We start from the raw sequence: 16,826 nt of genomic DNA on the forward strand, positions 1-16,826 counted from the left end.
AACCGGCCCTCAGTCCGGCCAGGGGAGCCAGGCTTCTTCTTGCCATTCCACTTCAAAGCACTCCCGGGCGGCCTGGAGAAAATGTTCGATCAAAGCAGGGATCCCTGGCGCCGTGGGGCAAATGTCGTAGATACCAATCACCTGCGAGCCGGGCAGATACCGTTCCCACAGCTCTAGATTGGGTTGCAATAGGAGGGATCCCTGTTGCAGGATCCCCCAAGGTTGCCACAGTTGGGCGTTGCCCATCAGCTTTTTGCCCTGCCAGCTCAAGTCAGCACGGGTACGGGAGGCAAAGCAACTGGTCTTGTTGCGGTAGCCGGGATCCCGGTGGCTTCGGCCGTGAGCAAAAGCGGGCTCATCTATGGCAATGCCCAGCTCCGCCAACCCCTGCACCCAAAAGCGGCAACAGAAGTCGTACACCCAGGCCCGCTGCAAACTGGGCAACCTGGCTTGCAAGTAAGAAAGGGGCAACACCAAGCTGTAGGTCAGCTCTGCTGCATCCTCAGCCGCCTGATGGAGCACCGCCCTTCCCCCCGTGGGTCGGCGCACAATCGGGATCCCTGGCAGGGGATCTGGCCAAACCTGGTGCCGTCCCAGCGAGAGGGTGAGCCGATCCCAGCCATAAAAGCGCAGGCAGGGGTGAGGGTCATGGCGCAGCCGCTGCAGAAGCCAGGCATCCTGCTCCATTTGCCGGGCCCCAGAGGCCACGCGGTAGGGGAGCCAGTATCCCTGGGATCCCATCCCGGCAAAGCCAGACCCTAAACTTTGGGAAACTCCGCCTGGAGGGGCTCATCATATTCATCGGCCAAGCTGGCCACAATGGTGATGGCCCGGGAAATTTCGCCCGCTGTGATCCCTTCCAAGGTGCGGTAGTGGTTCAGCACCACCTGGTTGTTCCAAATGCAAAAACGCGCCTCTAGGGTGTCGCTCCAATTCTTCTCCAGGAGCTTCTGCATCAACTTGGCGGGTTCTGCCACCGGCAGAGAGAGAACAGGAGACCATACCAAAAGGGTGTCTTCTGGGGATTCGCCGCTCAGATGGACGAACACTTCTGCCGTGCCGTAGGTGAACTTCCAGGTGTGTCCCTGCTCATGGTTTTCGTAGGCCGCATCCTCTTTGAGGCTGGAAACCACCGCCGAGACAACCTCAACGCAGCGAAGGGGCTCTGGAAAAACCTCTGGCGAAGGGTTAAAGGTGCTCATGAGCGGCTCACTGTAGACCATGGTCTTCCCCCTATTCCCTATCCAACCACCTCAACTATACCGCTATACCGCCTAAGACTCCGACCTATCCGGTCATCGCTTTGGGATCCTCAACTCAGGCGAGAATGAAACCGTTGGCAATGGTTCACTAAGTGGCCGGACAGGTGAGGGCAAGCGATCCCCCCCGCCAACTGGAGAGAGAGCCTGTTCAAAAGTCTTTCGAAGAACCTGAGGGAAGCTCTATGGAATCTCCATCTCATCTCCCCCAGAAAGCCATCGGCATTCTCGGAGCCCTGCCCGAGGAAGTGGCCATGCTCACCGCAGCAATGGAAACCTGCTCCATCCATACCCATCTGGGGCGACAGTTCCACCAGGGATCCCTGGCGGGGCAACCGGTGGTGGTGGTACAAGGTGGGGTGGGCAAGGTGCGGGCGGCAACCACGGCGGCTCTGTTGGTGGCCCATTTCCCTTTGCAGGGGATCATTTTTACCGGTGTGGCCGGGGCCTTGGCCGATCACCTGCACATGGGAGATGTGGTGCTGGCCCATGCGGCGATTGAGCACGACTTTGGCACCGGACGACCCGAGGGCTTTGTCTTGGGGATCGACTTTATCCCAGAGCTGCGCCACCCACTGGCCGAGGCCGATAGCGCCCTCTACGACCTGATTGTGGCCCATCCCGAGCGGATCCCTCTCCACCCCCTACAAGGCCGGGATCCCGTCATTCATCAAGGCTTGGTGGCCACCGGCGATGTGTTTGTGGCCGACGCAGACCTACGCCGACAAATCCGAGAACGCACCGGCGCTTTGGTTGTGGAGATGGAAGGGGCAGCCGTGGTGCGAGTAGCGCAAGAAGCCGGGATCCCTTGTTTGCTGGTGCGCTCGGTTAGCGATGCAGGGGACGATACGGATTTCTTGAGTTTTTTTCAAACGGCGGCGCTCAACTCGGCCGCAGTCGTCCGCACCATCCTGCAAAGTCTGCCCCCGTCCTTGCCTTAGCCCAAGTGCGCAGATCCCCTCCTCTAGCGCAAAAGACGCAAAAGAGGAGTTGGGCATGGTTGCGTTCGCGTCAGTTGTTCATCTCCCGCTCCAGCTTGGCCATCGAGATCTGGCTTTCCAGGCGGGAAATGCCTTCGCGAAGGGTTGCCACCTGTGCTTCAACTTCATCCAAAGATTTGCGAACCGCTTCTGCTGCGCTCATGTGCTGGTTGCGCCGGACCAAAGCCTCGCGGGCAAGGTCATCCTGGTTCTGTTGGCTGGCTTTCTCAGCCCTGACAAACCAATCTTCGGCCTTTTGCAAAATTTCGTCGTACCGCCGTTCCAGTTGCTTGCGACTGGCCAGGGTTGTGGTCAGGCTGCGCTGCAATTGTTTCAGATCCCGCTCCATCTGCCGGATGCTCACCCTCTGTCGGCTGGGCTTTCTCCACAGCACCTTGCTCAGACCCACCATCACCACCGCAGTAGCAATCCCCACACCCGCAGCCGCCGCCGGATTTTCACGAATCAAAGAACCATCCAAAACATTGACCCCCGCAAAGGCCGAGGTTTGCGTGGCCGTCTCCCGAAACTCCCAAGGCATCACCGGATTGCGTTGCTGCCAGAAGCCTAACCGCGCCGCTTGGGCCGCCTCTTGGGCTTCTAGGTAGCGTTGCCGATTGGCCCCGTGCAAAAAGCGCTCGTAAACCACCGCCTGACCCTGGCGCAACATCTCCAAATTCACCAAACCATCGGCGTTGTACACCTGGGCAATGTGAAGCCCTTCCGGTGTGACATAGAGGGTATCCACCTGCACCAGGGATCCCGTCGGGAGCAAGTTTTGCAGAGCCTCTTGGGATAGCCGCCCCCAGCGCCCTTGGGTCAGCTCCGGCGCATCCACATAGGCCAGACGGAAACGGGTTGGCCTGCCGTTCAAGTCCGCCCAGAAGGTATCCCCATCCACCACCGACCGCACCCGGGCCGTCCCGGAAGATTGTGCTGCCGCCGGAAGAACAAGCCAACTGCCCGAAAGGACAGCCACAGTCATCAGAAGGGAAGTTCTTGAGGTCATGGGGGTCACTCCTATTGTGCAGAACAAGAACAAAAGTTAAGAAATAATAAGATAGAGAAGTTTGGGGGAACAAACCGGAATCCCAGAGCGTCCTTGGGGATTGCCGTGAGGCTGGCTGCTGCTCTTCCCTGGCAAAGGCAACAGAGCCAGCTGCTCCCTACGTCGGAAAAGCGAACCTCTCCCACGAAAAGCCGCGGCTCTCGAAGAGTCGGCTCGTGGGGTCGGCTTAATTTGGGTTAGAGTTTAGCTCACCTTTTGGGGCAACGTCACAGCCCTAAGGCGCAATCTTTGTCCCCCGGATCAAATCACAGGCGCAAGCGATAGGGTTCTTCGTCGGGGAAGTCGGGCAGAGGAGGGGGCAGGATCTCGATCTCCCCCGTAGGCAGCGTTTGCAGCACGGTACCCAACTGGACCAGTTGTTCCAAGACAAACAGGCGGGTATCCCGGTCGGTGGTGGAGTTATACACGCTCAGCCAAACATCGAATTGGGAACGGCGGCTGAGAGGACTGCGGGCGATGTTATCCCCCAACTGGCGAAATTCATCTCCAGGCAGGCCCACCTGCTCTCGCCAGGCAGCAGCTTGGTAGTAATCGGTGCGGCCCGCTTCCGCGTCCCCCAGAAACATAAAGTTAAGTAGGGCGCGATCCACATAAAGTCGCCAGGCGTCAGGGTTGTTTTGGGGGTTGAACTGCTGCAAGCCGCGATCCAAAATCTCGACGGCTTTTTCCGGCTGGCCGGCCCGATAGGCCAACACCAAACTAGAGAGCCGGTAGCCCAAGAGGAAATGGGGATCCAGCCGCAGCATGTGATCGAAGTAGTCGTAGGCCAGGCCATAGCCAGTCAGGGTGCGAGCCGGTGCATCCCCGTAGTACTGGATCAGCTCCAGCCACAGCCAGGAAGCCCCCAAGTTGCGGTAGCCCAGCCACCCCAGCGTATTGGCCAGGGCAATGTTGCGGTTTTTGCGGGCCTCGGCATTTTCCAATTCTCCCAGATTGATCCGCTCCAGCATCGGCAACTGCAGCCGCACCACCAGGATCCCACACAGAAACGCCCCCCCAACGGCGGCCAGAGTGCCTGCCAGGGAGAAGCGAGAGCGACGACGGGGCAAGGAAGCAGTAGCCATGGCAAGTTTTTTGCGGATCCCTGAGGCTGTCGCGACCAGGGCTACACTCAATCATAAATTGAACCGTTGAGCCTTTCCCCTGCCTATGGCCAGCTCTGCCCTCTCCGCTTCGGAACGAGCCTTGAGCCTTTACGAGGCTCTGCCCTACCCTAATGTGCCCCTCTCGCAGACGGCTCGCAATGCCCTGCCGGAGATGTTTAAGATGAGCTACACCACGGCTCAGTACCTGCGCACCCATACCATCGTCCCGCCAGAGGGCAAGGTGTTGTTGAATGCCGGCTGTGGCTCCGGCTGGGAAACGTTGATGATGGCCGAGGCCAATCCAGGGGCCCAGATTGTTGCCTGTGATCTGTCTCCTGCTTCGGTGAAGCTCACCCAAGAACGCCTGCGCCACCACGGCTTCGCAGATGCCGAGTTTTATGTCCTCAATCTGCTGGAGCTGGAGCGTCTGGGGATCCAATTCGATTTCATCAGCCTCAATGATGTTTTGTATTTGCTGGAGGATCCCACCGAGGGCCTGCGGGCCATGAAAAATGTCCTCAAGCCCGATGGCATCATCCGGGCCAATCTCCACAGCCGCTACCAACGGCAGGTGTTTTTCCGCCTGCAAGAGGGGTTGCAAAAGGTGGGGCAATTTGACGTTCCGCCAGCAGTAGGGGCCAAGAATGTGCGGGAGTTCATGGGATCCCTGCGAGAAGAAGTGGCCCAGGCGGTGTTCTGGAACCCGGCCAACTATGCCGAAGATGCGGCCATTATGAATAATTACCTACTCTCCAACGACAAGGGGTTCACGATCCCCGACCTGTTTCGCATGTTGCAGCAGGCGGGGTTGAGCTTTTTGAGCTTGGTGGATAGGCCCGACTGGTCGGTGGAGTCTTTGTTTAAAGAGGTGCCTGAGTTTGTGCGGCAGCGGTTGGCAACCCTCAGCATCATGGAGCGGCTGCATCTGTATGAACTCCTTCGCCCTGTCCATCGCCTCATCGACTTTTGGGCGGAGCATGCCGGCTCTTCGCCGGTGCTGCCTTGGAGCGACGAAGATTGGCTGTCGGGATCCGTACAATTCAATCCCCTGTTGATGGACAACCCCCGCTTTCGCCAGGAGTACAGCAAAGCCCTGCAAGAGAAGCGGCCCTACGAAATGCAGTGGACAGGAGCCACCCACGGGCGGATCAGCATCCCTGCCGAGAAAGTGAGCTGGTTGGCGCCATTGCTCCAAGGGCCAACGCCGGTTCGAGAGCTGATTCAACAGGCCGTCCAGTTGGGATCCCCAGATGAAGAACGAACAACCGCTGAGGTGCTGACCTTCCTAACCAACCTAGAAGACTTTCTTTTTTTGATGCTGCAGTAGGCAGCTCCCCAAGTTCTGGCTGCCCATACCTGTCTGTTGTTTGTAACCTATGAGTCAGATGTCTGCCCGGTCGGGATCTTACTGGCGCGCAACCCTGACGCGGTGGTTCCCACAGCCTCTGGCTCGCTGGGTGGCCGGGATCACCCTCTGCAACCTGGCCATCGGGGTGATCCTGGTGGTGTTGGGCAACCACACAGCTCCTTACGTGCGGGACTTTAACTGGCAACAGCAACGGGTGGGGGCGCAAGAAGTGCAGATGGTGCTCACCTTCAACCGCCCGATGGATCCCGTCAGTGTTGAAGAGCATTTGGAGATCCAGCCCCCTCTGCCAGGCCGAATGCGCAAGCTGGGTCGCCGCTTTTTTTGGACGCTGACAGAACCAGCCCCTTACGGCCAGACCTACCGGGTGCGCCTGCAGGCAGCCGTGGATGAACGGGGCCAGCCCATGGCCCAGCCTTTCGAGGGAGAATTCCGCACGCCGGATCGGCAGTTGCTGGGGATCAGCACCGAACCTGCCCAGCGAGGGCGAATGTTTCTGTTCAACCTGGAGACGGGAGCCGCTACTCTGCTGACTCCAGCTGGGGTCAAGGTAACCCAAATGCAGCCCAGTGCTGATGGCCGCTTCGTGTACTATTTCGCCACGGCCACCAACCTACAGCACCAGGATCTGTACCGGCTGGATCTGGAGGATCTGTCTTCGCGGTTGCTGCTGGATCATCAGGGTTACCAAAACCTGCGCTTCCAAGTCTCGCCGACGGGGGAACTGGTGGTGGCAGAGCGGATCCCGCTGCAACGGGATCCCATGGCTGCCGTCCAGACGGAGCTGTGGATCCAGAAAACGAGCCGGGATCCCTTTGAACGTCTAGAGCTGGATACGGCGGTGGGGGGAGATTTTTTCATTAGCCCCGATGAGAGCAGCCTGCTCATCTCGCAGGGACAGGGGGTGGGGATCGTACCCTTGCATCCACGGGCGGCAGCGGAGAGCTTTCTAGCCCAGTTCGGCCAAACCTTAGCCATCCGCCCCGATGGGGCTTTCGGGGCTTTGCTGCGCTTCAATCCCGACTACACCCGCAGCCTCTCCATCGTCAGCAATACCGGCAACAGCGAGGAGATTTTGAGAACCCAGGGATCCATCCTGAAAGGGGCTTTTTCCCCTCGGGCGCCCATCTTCTACGCCTTGGTCAGTGAGGTCTCTCACGTTAGCGGTGCGGAGCATTATTCTGTTGGCGAGGTCGCGATGGACTCCCCCAGCTACACCGAGTCGCCCCGCCTGCTGGCGATAACGCTCGGCACTGAAGCAGGCAACGCCATAGAGGTGGTTCGAGCCACCTATCCCGTCGATCTGGACTTCAGCATTTCCCCGGATGGACGCATGCTGGCCTACACGCTCTTGGAACCGTTCCCAGGGATCCCGGATCCCTCGGCTCCCCTTAGCCGTAGCGGGCAAGCCATCATGGCCTCGCAAGTGTGGTTGGTGGATTTGCAGGACGGGCTGCCCATTCCTGATGGACAAAGTGGTTCGCACCGCTGGCGGGAACGCCGCCTACCGCTGGGCAGCAGCACGCTGGCTTGGATCCCTTAGAGCGGGAAAGCCACTTGGGGAGCAAACCTGCCTAGAATCAAGACAGGGTGTGCGAGGAGAGGTGATATGCGGCTCATTGACGAGCAGGGGCGGCTTTTGGGAAAGGTCAGCCTCTTGGATCTGGGAGCTCTGGCAATTGTGGTGGTGGCCATTGTCGCCGTCTTGTTCTTTCCGGGTCGGCAGGCGGGCAGTGTCGTCCAGGTGGGAGGTGGCCCCACGCTGCCGGTGGAAGTGGACATGATTGTGCGCGGGGTCAGCAGCCGCTCTATGGAACCTTTTCAGGCGGGGCAGAAGGCTGACCTGATCATCCGCAACCAGCCCTACGGCCAGGTGGAGGTGGTGCGAGTGGAAAATGTCAGCCGTACCGTGCCGGTGGTTTTCCCCGATGGGCGGGTGCAGAACTTGCCCGATCCCGAAGCCTATCGCCTCGATCTGGTGTTTACCTTGCGAGGGCGCGGCCAGCGGACGGAGAATGGCATCGTCCTGGGCAACAATCGCGTCAAAATCGGTGTTCCCCTAGAGCTAGAGACCTTTGGCTACAACTTGCGCGGCACCGTGATGGACGTGCGGCTGCCGCAATCGTAGAGGATGTCAACCCCAATGCAGCTACAGGAAATTGCCCAAAAATTGGGGTGTGCCTACGAGGGGGATCCCACCCTGGAAATTCACAGCGTGGCCAGCCTGGCGGAGGCTCGCCCAGGGGAGCTGAGCTTTCTCAGCGAGGCCCGCTACCTACCTCTCTTGGAGCAAACCCAGGCCAGCGCCGTCATCGTGGAGGAAGGGCTGGCTTTGCCCTGTTCCATTGCCTGCTTGCGGGGCAGGGATCCCCGTCTGCTCTTTGCCCAGGCCATTGAGCTGTTCTACCAACCCTACCGCCTGCCCGTTGGCATCCACCCCACCGCTGTGATCGATCCCAGCGTCGAGCTGGGGGAGGGGGTGGCCATCGGGCCGCACGCAGTGGTGATGGAGGGAGTGAAAATTGGCGACCACACCCAAATTCACCCCAATGTCACCATCTATCCCCACGTGCGGATTGGATCCCGGTGTCAGCTTTTCGCCAACTGCGTTATTCACGAGCGCACGGAGATTGGGGATGATTGCCTCATCCACAGCGGCGCTGTCATTGGCGACGACGGCTTTGGCCACATTCCTCTGGCAGATGGCTCCTGGCGGCGCATGCTGCAGGCGGGCCGAGTGGTGCTGGAAGACAACGTGGAGGTAGGCAGCAACACCACCATCGACCGGGCCGCCGTTGGCGAGACCCGTATTGGCCGCGGCACCAAGATCGACAATCTGGTGCAAATTGGCCACGGCGTGAAGACGGGATCCCACTGCCTGATCATCGCTCAGGTGGGCATTGCCGGCAGTACCCAATTGGGCCACCACGTCATCTTGGCCGGGCAATGTGGCTTGGCCGGGCACCTGCACATTGGCGATGGCGTGCGTGTGGCCGCCCAAACAGGCGTCACCAGCGATATCCCCGCCGGTCAAACGGTGGCAGGCTACCCCCATCAACCCATTTCCGAATGGCGCAAGAGCATGGCCGTCCAGCGGCACTTGCCTGAGCTGCAACGTACCTTGCGCGAGCTGGAAGCTCGTGTGGCCAAGCTGGAACAGAGCAGGGAATCATGAGAGACGGCAAAAGATGCGGATCCCCATAAGTCCCCCGCCTTGTCCTGTCGGCCCTAGCTCTGCTCCAGCAACGACCGCAAAGTGTTCAGGTACTCGTTGATGTTGCGCCGGTTGCCGCCGAAATCATATTCCCCAACACGGCCTTCGGAAGTAATGTGTAGACGAGTATGGCCAGGATCCCCTTCTATTGGCGACAGCGAAACCGTTAGATCGTCCACGAACTTAAAAAAGTTGGTGCGGGAGATCCCCTTCACTTCCATCGCCTCAGCATCCACAGAGACCAGTTCCCCCCGCTTCCAAACTTGAAAGGCTTGCTCAGCCGCTTTTAACACCTGGTCTGGGCTAGCTGCAATCACAACTTCCTGTTGGGCGCGATTGTAGGGGGATCCACCCAGGGTGGCCGCTTGTAAGGTGGGGATCCCGCTTGCCAAGCCGAAAAGCAGCACCGCTATCACCACCAAAAGTTTCCAGAAAGACATGCGGACAAAAGGAGAAGTTTACATCTCTTATTATGCCTTTCAGTTAGTAGAACGCTCCTGTTATCACCCTGTCAGCCTGAAGCAGAGCACCTGCCGGCGGTTCTATCGATGGGTTAGCCTACAGCTAATTCACTTGCCCCGAGTGCAAAAATGCTGGCCCAAGAAAAACTCCAAGAGAAAGCCGAGGAAAAGATTACTCCCCTCACCCGCCAGCAACTGGCGGAGCTCATGCCCTCGGCCCAGGGGCTGCTCAGTGATGAACCCGAAATGGAACACTCCCTGCATGCCCTGCAGCTTTTGATTCTGGTCAGCTGCCTCGCCCGCCTCTGGCAAGACCGCAACGACTACTTCCTCGCCTGGAACCTCACCGTCTACTACAGCCGAGAGCAACTCAAAAATAAAGACTTCCGCGGGCCAGATCTGTTTTTGGTCAAAGGGGTAGAAAACCGCCCCCGCCCTTCTTGGGTGGTGTGGGAAGAAGGTGGCAAATACCCGGACTTGATCATCGAGCTGCTTTCGGAATCGACTGCCAAAGTGGATCGGGGTGAGAAGCGGGAGCTTTACGAAAGGATTTTCAGGACACCGGAGTACTTTTACTATTCTCCGGAGACGCAGGAGTTTATGGGTTTGCGACTGAGGGGGGAGAAGTACGAGGAGATTGAGCCAACGGAGCAGGGCTGGCGCTGGAGCGAGATGCTGGAGCTGTATCTGGGGATCCATAACCAACAACTGCGCTACTTTTTCCCAAATGGGGAGCTGGTGCCTACTCCTGAAGAAGCTGAGAGAATCGAGCGCCAACGTGCTGAGCAAGAGCGACAGCGAGCAGAGCGCCTGGCCCAGAAGCTGCGGGAGCTAGGGGTGGATCCCGATACCTTGTAAGGGAGAGAGGAGAACTGGCAATGACTAACCCGAACCCAATTACGGAGGTACTGGATCCGGTTTATCTACCCGAGTTGCCCCCCACCCAAGACGAGCTACCCTACGACGACGGCGAACCTATGGAAAGCTGGCGGCACAGGTGCCAGATGGACTTGCTCATCTCCACTACCCAAACCTGGCTGCAGCAGCGCCCTGATGGCTTTGTCGGTGGCAATATGTTTCTCTACTACAGCTTGGAGCAGACCCGCGGCCGCAATTTCAAAGGGCCGGATTATTTTGTGGTGTTGGGTGTGCCTAAAGGCGAGCGCAAAAGCTGGGTGATTTGGGAGCAGGGCAAAGGGCCGGACGTGGTGATTGAGCTTCTTTCTCCCAGCACTGCCCAGGAGGACAAGACAAGCAAAAAGCAACTTTATGAGCAGATTATCCGGGTGCCGGAGTACTTTTGGTTTGACCCGTTTGATCCAGAAGACTGGGCAGGGTTTCGGCTGAGGGGCGACCGCTATGAGCCAATTCAAGAGGATGCCGAGGGTTGCTTGCCGAGCGAGGTTTTGGGATTGTGCCTAGTGAAGTGGGAGGGCAGGTTTCGGGACATCGAGGCCACCTGGATTCGCTGGGCCACTGCTGCTGGGGAACTGGTACCCACCGAGGCCGAACTGGAGCGGCAAAGGGCTGAGCAGGCCGAACAACGGGCAGGGCGCCTGGCCCGGAAGCTACGAGAGCTAGGGGTAGATCCAGACGCCCTGTAGACAGCCAAGTAACTCAAGACAACAGATGGATCCCTAGGAGGCCAACAGCAACACAGGTAGCTTTTGAATAGCAGGCCGTAATCCCTTGGGAAAGCGCTCCCGCTTCAAGAGATAGCGATAGTTGAGTTGGGGAATAAGTCTCTCCCATTGATAGGGGTTCAAGCCAGCTACCACTGAACAGAACGGCTCTCTACTGAGCTCTAACCCCTCTTCCATGAGCCTGAGAGCTATGTTGCCTGCAGCTATCTCCAGAGTTTGATTGGCCAGTTGCGGATCCGGATCCCCTAGGAAGATCAAAGCATAGTCTTCTGGCTGAGGACTGCGCAGAATTGGCTCCAGCAAGCCCTCCAGTTCTTGGATAAGCTGCTCTGTCTCCATTTCCCAGTAGGGGAAAAGGCCCACGTTGATCTTGCTCAGGCGGATCCCTTGTGGTTTGGAGGTTTCTGTTAGGCTATCTCTCATCACTACCAGGTTTTCTGAAGGACTCAGCCAAACCCCTGTGTAATCGACGCTATGCAACCTGAAAAAGGCTCCGATTTCCTGCTCGAAGTCATGAACAGCTTTCCAACATCCCTGCCAGTGTCCGTAATCATCGATTTGGATGAATCCTTGAGAATGAACCTGATCATAGAAATGATGAAAAATATCCATCGTTGATTGATACCAGTCAGCATCTGCATGCAGCAGAGCAATCTCACCCACTTGCTCTCGATAGGCAGGCAAGGTGTCAGCAAACAGCCCTGGCACGGGGACAATGAGATCCCAAACTCCCAGTTCCTTGGCAACCACCTCTAAGTTCTCCGAAATGGGTGCTGCTAAGGCACCGGATCCAAAACCCGTATCGTTGGCACCAACTCCTCGATAATCTCGATCCACCTCTGTTGGATCAGGCATACCTGAGAAGGTATCGAAAGCATATAGCTTGCGAGGTCGACGGCTGTAGTTCTTAATCACCCAGGCCAGCAAAGCTGAGCTTCCACCCCTGCAAACACCACATTCTACAAAGTTCCCAGGAATGTCTTCTTCACAAACCTGCTTAGCCAGTGAATAAAGGCTCCAAAGACGCTCAAAGCCCAGCAAGGTAAAAGATTTAACTTTCTCTAGCACCCTAGACAACTCAAGGTTACAGACCGGATAGTCCTTGAGGTGCTCTGGCAATGTCCAATTCACAGCAGGGTCTGGAATATGCTCAACGGGCTTGACATTGCCTCGCCAGGCCACTCCCATAATTTGCATGGTCTGGTAAATCATCGTGTTCCAGCCCCTGTCTCTCAAGTAATTCAAACCTTCAGCCACATCCGGCGAGGCTAGATCATGAAACAGAATCAAGGCATCCTCAGCAGCATAGCGCTCTGCCACTTGAGCATCCTGCAAGGGGGCTGGTGAGTCATGATTCCCATCGATGAAAATCAGAGACCAGCGACAATCCTCTTGCTGGGCAATCTCCTCCACCTTCCCTGGGCTATAGCCAGGGTAGAGATTGACATTAGAGCTAACTCCAGCCGAGCAGAGAGACTGGTTCACGCTCTCATAAGCCAGTGGATTTTCCAAAATTGGATCGACAACATCGAGAATAACACCTCCTGCTGACAGGTGAGCAGTTGACCAGCCCAACCAACAGCCGATCTCCAGAGCAGATTTTCCTCGAAACTTTAGCGCAGTATTGTACAGAATGTGTGCCTCGTCCCGACTAACAAAGCCGATGGTAGGTTGACGTAGATCCGTATGCCAAAGGTGAGGAACTTCTTTCCGTAGATAAGGCCAGGGGTGAGAGCTTGGCTCGGCCGCAATCATTGAAGGAAAGCTATGGTCAAGATGTATTCTAATCTGGTTAGGCGATACGTAGTCGTATCTCTTGACCGGAGTGGAGATGATGCCTGAATACCGCAAGCTAGCTTCAATTTTAAAACCTTCAGTTGTAAGCGCAATATGAGTCGGTCTCACCTTAACGTCGGCTGTAAGATGTATGATTCCTACTGGATTGTGAGGTGGAAAAGGATCCACCCAAATTTTCCTTTGCAAATCCCATTGGGGCATCTCATAATGGGCTAGCCAGTTGCAATTTAATGGCAAAAGTTCAACTCTATCCAGACCTATATCTCTATAAATAGCCACGTTTAGAGCAAACTGGTCTGTCCACAAATCAAGGCACCTAGAAATAGCTTGACCTAATCTTTTGCCCCATATTGACCAATGAATAGACTGTCTGGCACCAGAAAACACACCAGCATTTAGCAGAGGCTCTATATCTAAACGATCAAATTCCGTGTGGTAGAAGTAAAGGTGGTAGTGCCAAGATATCCAAGTTTGCATCCAGGGTCTATTCTTATGTTTAGCTACTAACTCTGGAACTATTGAGAAGCTCTTTCTTTTTGCTCCTAAGACAAGAAGATCAATCGCAGACCAGTCTTGCACCCAAGCATCTGCATCAATCCAAATGTAAACTTCATAACCTGGGAAATATTCAGGCAAAAAAGGTCTAGAGACCAGCGCTTTGAGGTACCTAGGTTGTTTATCGACATCAGGAACGTTGTAATTCCAATCTGGCTCTACGATATAGTCAACGTACTGACCTATCCATTGCAACTGCTCTGGCGTACACCCTACATCAAAAAATCCAATATCTACAGAGTTGCCCTGTGGCTTTTCTCGAATAGAGAGAATAGTTCCCTGAACCAATTCAAAAAACTTGCTATCGGCACTTGTAACGATGATAGTTGAGTTCATGACTTCTATCTCTCCTCTCTAAGACCTTACTTCTTGTCGAAAAGATGAAATCTGTTTATGTAGCAAAGAGCTCCCTTTTGACCGGCTATGATCTCCCCCTGCCAGAGGAGATGAGAGGGATCCAGCATCTAGTCAATCCGCTTGCGGTCTTGCTCAGAGGTAAACTCCACGTAAATCACCTTGATGTCTTCGAGCTGCTCTTGCAGGCTGGTCAACACCTCCACCTCATCCCCACCCGTAGCTACCCTGAGCACATCGATGGGCTCCAAACCCAACTCCTTGAGGGCTGCCCTGGCTTCCCGGAAAGGGAGCGGCTGCTCCACTCCCCACTTCGCTTGAGGATCCTCCGGCCAGAGCCGACAAGTTCTGCAGCTATTCTGCCCCGCTAGCCCCACCGGATGCACAAAGCAGTTGCCCAGGCCAAGAGCATTCTGCTGCAGCAGGTGCAAGGCCAAGGGATCCACCTCAAAACAATGAATGGCCGCCTCAGGGCAGAAACCCCGAAAACAAACGCTACCAAGGCCTACCCCAGCTCCGATGTCGATAACCGTCTGCACCTGACTAGACAGAAACACAGGAAAGTTAAGATACGTCCTCTCGTAAAAAACGGTGTCTGGGTAGAGCTTTACCGAAAACCTGAGTTTGCCAAAGTCAAAGCCAGTCAACACTGCTTCCATTAACTTACTGGCATTGGCCAAAAGAAGTTGGTGGTCCTCTGCCAAGACAAAAGCAAAGTTAGCCCTCACAGGCCGCCCCAGCCGCTGCAAGTCCTCAGCTGTGCACACCACAGCATCAAAACTAGGCCAACTGGCTGGCTCCCCTCTCACCTCGTGAATTCGCTCGGGCACTCCCTTCTGCTGCAGCAGGGCACAGGGATCCCCAAACCCCTCTTCCACATACAGCTCCAGCCGCGGCAGGTCCAGCAAGTCCGCGGCTATCACTTCCGGACAGCCGCAACTATAGCCAATAAGGATTTGAGGGGTGGCTGGAGAGCATGACTCTAGTCAATAATAAGCTCAACTATACTGAAAATAATGTATAATATGTTCAGTACGGATTACTACCAGTTGATCTTTCTGTTTACTTTCGAGTCTGCCAACATGGTAGCCAAAGCAAAGCAGAAAATTGGTAGTAAGACGACACGGAAACTGCGCTTTGGGTATTCTACTCAAAGCTTTGCGGGATACCGCCATTCTGTTTGGAAACAAACAGAATGCTATCGCTGCATAGTTGAACAGTGATGTTCAGCAGTGTTCAGCGTAAATGTATCAGATACTGAATACCGAGTTTGAAGAGGACATCTGTGTTGATTCTGGACAATGTCCTGATTCAAAGGCCTACAGCCTGCTTTCGGGAACGGACGCTATCTTACTGGCTAGCGTCTCATTGTTGTTTGAATTGACCATCAACTGCCTCCCAAACCCTCTGCGCCGCTCAACCCTCATCCCCTGCCCCTCTCCCAGAGGGAGAAGGGAGTAGCAAGGATAAGGGCAACCTAAACCAAATCCGCTGCCACCCGGTGGGCGCAGGCAAAGCCGGAGAAGGCAACGGCATTGAGCCCTTGGCCGGGGAAGGTGCTATCCCCCACGCAGTACAAGTTGGGGATGGCGGTGCGATTGAAGGGCATGCCCAGCAAGCCCCAGGGATCCCGGCTGGGGATAGGCCCATAGGTGCCGTTGCTGCGGCTCAAGAAGCGGCGGTGGGTGCGGGGGGTGCCTATCTCCTTCAGTTCAATGTGGGATCCCAGTTGGGGCCAAAGGGCCTCCAGGCGGCGGATAAGCCGGTCGGCGGCTTGCTGTTTTTGGATCTGGTACTGGCTTGGGCTTAACCCTTGCCAGGTGGACATCCAACTGGGGGTAAAGGCATGAACAATGTGGCGGCCCGGGGGAGCCAGGTCGGGATCCAACAGGGTGGGGATGGAGACGAAAAGGGTGCCCTGCTCAGCCTCCATCTGATCCCAATCTTCCAGGAGAATGTGGTGGCAATAGCGTTCGCCGGACAGGGCCTCGGCCCGCACCCCCAGGTGCAAGCTCAAGAAGCTGGGGGATTGTTGGTAGCGTTTTTGCCACTGCCGCTCCGCCCTGGGCAGGGATCCCGGCCATAGGCGCTCAAAGGTGTCCCAGCGGGTGGCATTGGAAATGATCGTGCGGGCAAAGAGCTTTTCCCCGCTGGCCAGTTCTACGCCCACCGCCCGACCTCTTTCTTCCAGGATCCGCCGCACGGGTGCTTTGTAGCGGATCTGCCCGCCATGGGCCTCTAGTCCCTGGGCCAGCTTTTGGGCGATCTGCCCCACCCCCCCTTTGGGATAGTTAATACCGCCGTAGTGTCGGTCACAAAACACCATCCCGGCATTGATGATGGGCGTGCGATCCGCCGGCACCACCGACCAGCAGTAGCACTCCATATCCACAAAGCGCAGCAAATCCGGATCCCGCAGACAGCGCCGCGCTACCTGGCCCACATTCACCGGCAAATAGCGCGCCAAGGTCAGGCAGCCGAGGGGATTGCTCACAAAAGAACGAAATAGATAGCCCCACTCCTCCAACGAGAGCAGCTCCATGGCGTTGAGGCTGTTGAAGATGGGCCACAGGCTATCGTAGAACCGGCGAATGCCGGCGGCTTCCCGGGGAAAGTAGCCGGATAGCTCCTGCAAAAACTGCTCGTAATCCCGGTGTACTCGGGGATTCAGCCCCTTGGGCAGGTGGTAGGCAATCTGCACCGGATCGGGGATAGAGTCTATGGACTGGCCCACCGCTGCCAAAGCCCGTGTCAGCAAGTTAGTGGTGCCTTGGGTGCCCAATCCAAAGATCATGGAAGCGCCCACGTCGAAGCGGTAGATCCCGTTGCCTAAGGGATCCGGACGCTCAAAATAGCCGGCACTGCCCCCTGGAATGAGGTATTTCTCCAGCACCAGCACACGGTATCCTTTGGCAGCCAACTGGCTGGCCGCGACCAATCCCCCGATCCCAGCACCGATGACGATGGCATCCCAAGCAGGGGAAGGGGTGTGCAGAGCCTGCAAGAGGGTCTGAGAAGGCAAAGTTGAGGTCAAGGGATCCCT

The 16,826-nt window shown here is 56.6% G+C and carries 15 protein-coding genes; 7 read left to right on the top strand and 8 right to left on the bottom strand.

Going from position 1 to position 16,826, the window contains the following annotated elements:
- Positions 1-9: 9 nt before the first annotated feature.
- Positions 10-741: a lipoyl protein ligase domain-containing protein gene (locus tag ACVWZG_RS02300; protein WP_414417249.1), complete on the bottom strand. Its 732-nt coding sequence runs from the start codon at positions 739-741 to the stop codon at positions 10-12.
- Between the two features lie 17 nt (positions 742-758).
- Positions 759-1,223 carry a YbjN domain-containing protein gene (locus ACVWZG_RS02305; RefSeq protein WP_414328810.1) on the bottom strand — a complete coding sequence of 155 codons (465 nt, stop codon included), beginning with the start codon at positions 1,221-1,223 and terminating at the stop codon, positions 759-761.
- 221 nt (positions 1,224-1,444) lie between these two features.
- Here ACVWZG_RS02305 and ACVWZG_RS02310 point away from each other — a divergent pair, with 221 nt between their 5' ends.
- Positions 1,445-2,200 carry a 5'-methylthioadenosine/adenosylhomocysteine nucleosidase gene (locus tag ACVWZG_RS02310; RefSeq protein WP_414357952.1) on the top strand — a complete coding sequence of 252 codons (756 nt, stop codon included), beginning with the start codon at positions 1,445-1,447 and terminating at the stop codon, positions 2,198-2,200.
- 70 nt (positions 2,201-2,270) lie between these two features.
- Here the strand turns inward: ACVWZG_RS02310 and ACVWZG_RS02315 are convergent, their stop codons facing one another.
- The gene (locus ACVWZG_RS02315; RefSeq protein ID WP_011432908.1) at positions 2,271-3,248 is read right to left on the bottom strand and encodes a PspA/IM30 family protein; all 978 of its coding nucleotides are present in this window, start codon (positions 3,246-3,248) and stop codon (positions 2,271-2,273) included.
- Between the two features lie 305 nt (positions 3,249-3,553).
- Positions 3,554-4,372 (bottom strand): hypothetical protein, encoded by an 819-nt coding sequence (locus ACVWZG_RS02320; protein WP_414416993.1) that lies wholly within the window; start codon positions 4,370-4,372, stop codon positions 3,554-3,556.
- Between the two features lie 85 nt (positions 4,373-4,457).
- Between ACVWZG_RS02320 and ACVWZG_RS02325 the strand changes: the two genes are divergently transcribed.
- The 4 genes from ACVWZG_RS02325 (at position 4,458) to lpxD (ending at position 8,934) form a co-directional block, all read left to right on the top strand.
- Positions 4,458-5,720, top strand: coding sequence for a class I SAM-dependent methyltransferase (locus tag ACVWZG_RS02325; protein ID WP_457405503.1), 1,263 nt, complete (start codon positions 4,458-4,460; stop codon positions 5,718-5,720).
- 58 nt (positions 5,721-5,778) lie between these two features.
- Entirely contained in the window at positions 5,779-7,302 is a 1,524-nt protein-coding gene (locus tag ACVWZG_RS02330; RefSeq protein WP_457415174.1) for a hypothetical protein, read from the top strand.
- 66 nt (positions 7,303-7,368) lie between these two features.
- Positions 7,369-7,887 (top strand): DUF4330 domain-containing protein, encoded by a 519-nt coding sequence (locus ACVWZG_RS02335; RefSeq protein WP_414342569.1) that lies wholly within the window; start codon positions 7,369-7,371, stop codon positions 7,885-7,887.
- A 15-nt stretch (positions 7,888-7,902) separates the two neighbouring features.
- Positions 7,903-8,934, top strand: a complete 1,032-nt coding sequence (gene lpxD / locus ACVWZG_RS02340) for a UDP-3-O-(3-hydroxymyristoyl)glucosamine N-acyltransferase (protein ID WP_457405507.1) — start codon at positions 7,903-7,905, stop codon at positions 8,932-8,934.
- Positions 8,935-8,987: 53 nt separating this feature from the next.
- On the opposite strand, the gene ACVWZG_RS02345 is transcribed toward lpxD, so the two are convergent.
- Positions 8,988-9,413: a DUF1499 domain-containing protein gene (locus tag ACVWZG_RS02345; RefSeq protein ID WP_414342567.1), complete on the bottom strand. Its 426-nt coding sequence runs from the start codon at positions 9,411-9,413 to the stop codon at positions 8,988-8,990.
- Between the two features lie 150 nt (positions 9,414-9,563).
- Between ACVWZG_RS02345 and ACVWZG_RS02350 the strand changes: the two genes are divergently transcribed.
- Positions 9,564-10,292: a Uma2 family endonuclease gene (locus ACVWZG_RS02350; protein WP_457384496.1), complete on the top strand. Its 729-nt coding sequence runs from the start codon at positions 9,564-9,566 to the stop codon at positions 10,290-10,292.
- A gap of 20 nt (positions 10,293-10,312) precedes the next feature.
- The gene (locus ACVWZG_RS02355) at positions 10,313-11,038 is read left to right on the top strand and encodes a Uma2 family endonuclease (RefSeq protein ID WP_457405510.1); all 726 of its coding nucleotides are present in this window, start codon (positions 10,313-10,315) and stop codon (positions 11,036-11,038) included.
- Positions 11,039-11,071: 33 nt separating this feature from the next.
- Here ACVWZG_RS02355 and ACVWZG_RS02360 read toward each other — a convergent pair whose 3' ends face one another.
- The 3 genes from ACVWZG_RS02360 to crtH form a co-directional block, all read right to left on the bottom strand.
- The gene (locus tag ACVWZG_RS02360; RefSeq protein WP_457405513.1) at positions 11,072-13,765 is read right to left on the bottom strand and encodes a class I SAM-dependent methyltransferase; all 2,694 of its coding nucleotides are present in this window, start codon (positions 13,763-13,765) and stop codon (positions 11,072-11,074) included.
- 128 nt (positions 13,766-13,893) lie between these two features.
- On the bottom strand, positions 13,894-14,691 hold the full coding sequence (locus tag ACVWZG_RS02365; protein ID WP_457405515.1) for a hypothetical protein: 798 nt from the start codon (positions 14,689-14,691) through the stop codon (positions 13,894-13,896).
- A gap of 569 nt (positions 14,692-15,260) precedes the next feature.
- The gene (gene crtH, locus ACVWZG_RS02370) at positions 15,261-16,817 is read right to left on the bottom strand and encodes a carotenoid isomerase (protein ID WP_457405517.1); all 1,557 of its coding nucleotides are present in this window, start codon (positions 16,815-16,817) and stop codon (positions 15,261-15,263) included.
- Positions 16,818-16,826 lie beyond the last annotated feature (9 nt).

It is taken from the genome of Thermostichus sp. OS-CIW-33, from assembly GCF_054059615.1.